Below are 5,979 nucleotides of genomic sequence, written 5' to 3'. Positions count from 1 at the left end.
CGCTGTGGGTGATCGAGGAGACCGGGGTCGACTGGCCGCTGCGGGCCGCCGCCCGCGCCCGCCGCCGCGACGGCCGGGACGGCGACGGGCTCGCCCGGCTGGCCGAGCTGCTGCGGCTGCCCGCCCTGTTCGAGCGCACCCACCGGGTGCTCGGCGAGGTGCCGTTCGGCGCGGCCGTGCCCGGCCTGCACCTGGCCGGGCACGGCGGCACCGGGCATGAGGACTTCCTGCTCGCGCTGCGCGCGGCGATCCGCCGCGCGCTGGACCCGGCGTCCCCGGCGCCGCCCGAGCGCGCGGACGAGCAGACGCGGAGCAGGGTGCCGGTGCGGTTCACCGCAGGCAGCGCCCTGCGGCGCGCGTTCGACGAGGCCGACGGCGCCTTGGCCGAGGCGCGGGAGGCCGCGGTCGAGCTGCCCGGCGCCGGCGCGCTGCTGCGGGAGCTGCCCGCCGACGCGGCGGTCCGGGACGCCGGGGACCGGCTCGGCGCGCTGCGGGACCGGCTCGCCGACCTGTTCGGCGCCGTCCCGGACGGCGACCGGCTCACCGACGACCGGCGGGCCGCGATCGCCGCCCGCGGCGTCGAACCGCCGCCGCCGGAGCCGTTCGAGCCCCGGCCCTACCGGGACGGGCTGCACGCCTGGCTCGCCGACGGCCTGCACCGGGGCGCGTCGCTGCCGCGGCTCGACCAGGACCTGCGCGCCTCGGCGGCGGCGCTGGACGGGCGCGGCGGCCATGCCCGGCGGCTGCGCACCGCGTGCCCCGGCGACCTGCTCGACGGGCTGCGCGCCCCGGCGCCGATGGCGCCGCCGCAGCCGTGGCTGCCGGCGGCCGGCGCGGTCGCCGCCGCGCTCGCCGGGCTGTCGCCGCTCGGCGTCGCGGGCGGCCTGGTGATGGCGCTGCTGTGGACGGCGCTGGTCGCGCTGACCGTGCTGCGCGGCCCCGGCGGACGCCTCGCCGACCACTCCCGCGCGCTCGGGCTGAACGCGTTCGGCGCCCTCGCCGGGGCGATCGGCGGCGGCGTGGCGGGCGACACCGGGCTGCCGCCCGCCGCGTGGGCGGCGGCGGTGGCCGTCGCCGTCGCGGGCGCGCTCGCCGTCATCGCGCAGTCGTGGCGGTCCCGCGCGATCCGCTGGGGCGACGAGACGGGCCTCGACCGCGCCGAGGCGGCGCTGCAGGACATGCGGCACCTGCTCGGCGGCGCGGTCACCGACTGGGCCCGGCTGAACCGGCGGCTGGACGTCGTCGACGAGCTGAACGCGGTGCGGCAGGCGCTCGCCGGCGTCCGCGAGGAGCTGGTGGAGCGCGCCGCGAAGCTGGACGCCGACGACCACGGCCGCCCGGCCCGGTCCCCGCTGCGCTACCCGGAGGCCGTCCAGTGCTGGCTCGGCGACCTGGTCGCCGAGGCGGTGCGCGGCGCGCCGCACGGGGAGCGCGGCGAGCAGGCCGGCCCGCACGTGCGCGAGGCCGCGCGGCGGCTCCTCGACGGCTGGGAGCACGCCGTCGAGCGGGGCCACGCCCCGGAGGCGGCGCCGTTCGTCACCGACGCCCGCCCGGTGCCGCTCGTCGACGCCGAGGACCTCGCGTTCGCCGCCGAGCAGGCCGGCCACGACCCGGCGGGGGAGATGTGGCAGCTGTGCGCGCCGGAGGACCTGGCGCTGCTGGACACCGCGCCGGAGCCGCGCGCGGTCCGGTTCGCGCCGCGGTCGGCGGGCGGCGCCGGGGCGCTGCCGGCCGGGACCGTGGCCGTCCCGTCGGCGGCGCACTGCGGCGTGCTCCGGCTCGTCCCGCTGCACGCGGGGGTCGTGGAGTGGACGTGGTCCGAGGAGGACGACGGCGGATCGGTCGAGGCGGGCCGGGACGGGAGGACGGCGTGAACGTCAGGCTGCGCTACCGGGACGTGCACGGCGGGGACGTCGAGGCGAAGGCCGTCGAGGTGCGCGGGTCGGAGCCGCCGCTGCGCCCGCCGCTGGAGGCCGTCCGGCTCCAGCTGGAACTGGACGACCGGACCCGCACGGTCCGCTGCGTCCGGCCCGTCGACCGCGGGCCCGGCGGGCGCGCCGCCGGGTACCGGCTGCTGGACGGCGAGATCCTCGCCGGGTTGCGGCTCGCCCGGCTCTGCGACGGCGCCCCGTACCCGAGCGCGGTGACGAGGCTGATCGGCTACGACGCCGACGCGGCCGAGCCGTTCGCGCTGCTGGAGCCGCTGCGCGGCGTCGAGGTCGCGGTGTACGCGGGCACGCTGCCGACCGACCAGCGGCGCCGCTTCCAGGTGGGGCTGCTGCGCGCGGTGCGGCTGCTGAACGCGGCTGGCATCGCGCACCGCGCGATCGGCCCGGACACCGTCCGCTGGGACGGCGACGAGGTGCAGCTCACCGACTTCTCGCACGCCGCGCCGATCGGGGCGCCGCGCACCGTCGCGGGCACGCCGCCGTGGCAGGCGCCCGAGCAGCGGCCGCGGGTCGCGGACGGCTGGGAGCGCGGCACGGTCGGTCCGAACGACGACGTGTGGGCGGCCGGGCGGCTCATCTTCCACGTGCTGACCGGCGAGGACCTCGACGACCGGGACAAGCTCGCCGACCGGCCGGAGCTGGCCGAGCTGCTGGCCGGGGTGTTCGGCGACCCGGACCGGCGGCCGTCCGCGCAGGCGCTGCTGCACCGGCTCGGCGAGGCGGACCCGCCGCCGCGCCCGCTGCCCCCCGACCCGGCGTTCCTGCGGGGGCGGGAGCAGTTCTTCGCGCAGCGGCACCGCAAGCATCCGCACACGGCGCCCGCGCCCGAACCGGCGCCCGAACCCCGGGCCACGGCCCCGGCCCGTCCCGAGGCGCAGGCGCCCCTGCGGGGGTCGGCGGGTTCGTGGGTGCTGTGGGCGGGGATCGCGGCGCTGGTCGTCGTCGCCGGCTACCTGATGCTGGGGCGGTGACCGATGGCCACGTCGCTGCTGCACCAGACGCTGTTCCGCTGGGGCCGTAACAGCCGGTTCGGCACGAGCGCCGAACCGGGCCTGCTCCCGGTCGCCAGTTCCCTGGACGCCTCGCCCGCCGGCGAGCTGCGCCGCCTGCACGCCCGCGTCGGGCCGTGGCTGCGGTGCGGTGAGGGCGGCAGGCCGGAGTCCGGCCTCTGCTACGCCGTGCTCGGCGACGAGGCGGTGCTGATCAGGCGCAGCCAGCCCGGTCCCGTCCGCAGCGCCACCGCGCACCTGCTGTCCGGCGCGGCCGGGGTGCTCACCCCGCGGCTCGCGCTCGAACTGCGGGACTGGACGTGGGCGGCCGCCGACCTGCCCGGCCGGGCGCCGATGGTCAACCCGAACGCGCTGATGGCGCACCGGTCGGGCCTCACCGACGAGGCGCGGTCCCGTGCCTTGGAGCGGCCGCTCGCCGTCCTGCTGTCGCACGTCCTGGACGGCCCCCGCACGGTCGAGGCGGCCGTCGGTCCCGACACCATGCCGCTGCTGTGGGCGGTCGCCGACATCTGCACGGTGCTCGGCTCCGGGCTGGGCGACTGGCCCGAATGGGCGCCGGGGTTCGAGACGTTCGCGGCGCGGGACCCCCGCGCCGACCCGCCGCCGGGCCTGTTCCTGCGGTTCCGGCGGGACGGGACCGACCCGCCGCCCTGCCGCGGCACGCTGCCGGCGGCGCTCGCGCTCGCCCGCCGGTACACGCGGGGCGGGACGGACGCCCTGCGCGAGCTGCGCGCCACCAGCGGCCTGACCGAGCTGGACACGATGAGCGGGCGCGTCACCCACCTGCTGGACACGGCGGAGGAACTCGTGGCCGAGTCGATGGAGATCCGTCCCGTGCCCGCACCCGCGCCCGCGGCGCCGGGCGCTCCGCGGCCCGAGCCGTCCCAGCCCGAGCGGCGCATGGCGGCCCCGCCCAACGCCGAGCAATCCAAGGCCGCACGGTCCACGGCGCGCGGTCGCGAGCAGGTCTCCTGCCCGATCTGCCTGGGCCGGCTCGACTGGGGGGAGCTGCCCCTCTACACCTTCGACCAGAACCTCGCCCAGTACGTGGAGCTGGCCGTCCCGCGCGGCACCAACGCCGAGCAGCGGGCGCGGCTGGTGCGCACGGCGGCGGTGCGCTGCCCCAACCCCGGCGGCACGACCGGCGTGCACTACCTGCCCGCCGGCTACGGGCAGTACGGGTCCCCGGCCGTCTACGGCTTCATCGGCGGCACCACGTCGGGCAAGACGCACCTGGCCGCCGCGATGGTCGCGGAGATCGAGCGCGGCGCGCTCGGCGCCTACGGCCTCACCGCCCAGCCCGTCGACCTCGACCGGCACCAGGCGTTCCTGCGCGACATGGTGCATCCGCTGTTCAGCGAGTCGGCCTGGCTGGCGCCGACCCGCGAGGGCGAGGTCGCCTTCGCCGACGCGTTCGTGCTGTCGGGCGCCGGCCGGCCGCGCGCGATGGCGCTGTTCGACGTCGCGGGCGGCGAGCTGAGCAACGTCGGCGACGCCAAGCGGTTCCTCGACATCGCCGACGGGCTGATCTTCGTGGCGGACCCGAAGCGCTTCACCCCGGGCAGCCTCGGCGACCCGGCGTTCAACACGGTGCTGAGCCTGCTGCGGTCCACCGGGCGGCTGTCGAAGGTGAGCGCCGCGATCGTGCTGAACAAGGCCGACCTGTACAAGTTCGACGACCCGGTGGCGCACTGGCTGAGCCGCGACGCCCCGGCCCTGGACGCCGCCGAGGTGCTGGAGGAGAGCGCCGACGTGTTCGGCTACCTGCACCAGCGGGACGCCGGGGCGTGGACGCGGCCCTACCAGGAGTGCGAGCGGGCCACCCTGCACGTCGTCTCGGCGACGGGGACGGACGCGATCGAGCGCGGCGTCCGGCCGCTGCGCGTGCTGCGCCCGCTCGTGGCGCTGATGGCGATGACCGGGCTGCTGGCCTCCGCCGAGGCCCAGGACGTGGGGATCTGAGATGACCGAGACGCCCATCCACCAGATCGAGTTCCGCTGGGACCCCGACTACGACCTCACCGGCATCGCCTGGTCGTTCGAGTCGCGGACCCAGTTCGAGAGCTGGAACAACCGGTTGAAGAAGCACGCGGGCGTGTCGGCGCGGGGCCGGACGGCGGCGGCGGAGGCGCCGTCCAGCGCCGTCTACCTCACCTACCCGGACGGGATGGCGGCGCTCATCCTGCGTAGCGTCGACCCACGGGCGATGAGTCCGGGCAACGCGGCGTCCAGTGCGGCCAGAGGAGCGGGCGCCGACCGCCTGCACCTGGTGGCGCGCGCGCTCATCGGCCTCGGCAGCACGCTGACCGCCGAAATCGCGATGCTCGTCGCGGCCTCCGATCCGCGCGGCATCTTCAGCCGCCTGCCGGGGCAGGTCGGCCGCGGGACCCCGCTCCAGCCGATGAGCTTCACCCACCTGGTCGGCAACGCCGTCGCGACCGAGGACCTCGAACGGCGGGCCCGGCGGGCGCCGGGGCTCGACTCGCTCATCGCGGCCGTCCTGGAGAACCCGGCCCGCCCGGTGACGATGATCCTGCCCCCGGACGAGATCCGCAGCCCGGTCGCGGCCAGCCGCGCGCTGGCGCTGCTGTGGGCGTCGCGCCGCATCCTGAAGCCGCTGCTCACCGACGCGGACGGGCGGCCCCTCGACGGCTGGCGCGCCGCGTTCTCCACCTGCGAGGCGCCGCTCACCGGCGGCGACGGGCGGACCGAGCCGGCCGTGGCGTTCCGCGAACGCGGCCTGGAGGGGCCGCCGCTGCACGAGGGGCCGCGCGAGGTCCGGCCCGGCGACGCCGCAGCGCGGCAGGGCGACCTGTCCGCCGCCGCCGGGCTGCTCGCGGACGCCTACGCCGCGTTCGGCGACGACGCCGCACGGCTCGTCCGCCCCGTCGTGCGGGACTGCGCGACGCTGCAGGACAAGATCGTCGCCGTCGCGTGCAGCGAGGAGATCACCCAGGCCATCGACCCGGGCCGCGTCCCGGTCGCGCGGGAGACCGCCCTGTCTCTTATACCCATCTCCG

4 protein-coding genes are annotated in these 5,979 nt (G+C 78.0%); all 4 read left to right on the top strand.

Annotation, left to right across the window (positions count from 1 at the left end; translation table 11 throughout):
* The coding region (locus tag ETD96_RS45425; protein WP_205719698.1) for a hypothetical protein at positions 1–1,874 on the top strand (1,874 nt) is incomplete at its 5' end.
* Entirely contained in the window at positions 1,871–2,920 is a 1,050-nt protein-coding gene (locus ETD96_RS39875; RefSeq protein WP_138641669.1) for a protein kinase domain-containing protein, read from the top strand. The genes ETD96_RS45425 and ETD96_RS39875, both read left to right, overlap by 4 nt.
* A 3-nt stretch (positions 2,921–2,923) precedes the next feature.
* The gene (locus tag ETD96_RS39870) at positions 2,924–4,921 is read left to right on the top strand and encodes a Rab family GTPase (protein WP_138641668.1); all 1,998 of its coding nucleotides are present in this window, start codon (positions 2,924–2,926) and stop codon (positions 4,919–4,921) included.
* 1 nt (position 4,922) lies between these two features.
* A partial coding sequence (locus ETD96_RS39865) for a hypothetical protein (protein ID WP_138641667.1) occupies positions 4,923–5,979 on the top strand: 1,057 nt, incomplete at its 3' end.

The organism is Actinomadura geliboluensis, from assembly GCF_005889745.1.
GTDB lineage: Bacteria > Actinomycetota > Actinomycetes > Streptosporangiales > Streptosporangiaceae > Spirillospora > Spirillospora geliboluensis.
The sequence above is the reverse complement of the archived record's forward strand: the minus strand, read 5'-3'. Positions and strand labels throughout refer to the sequence as shown.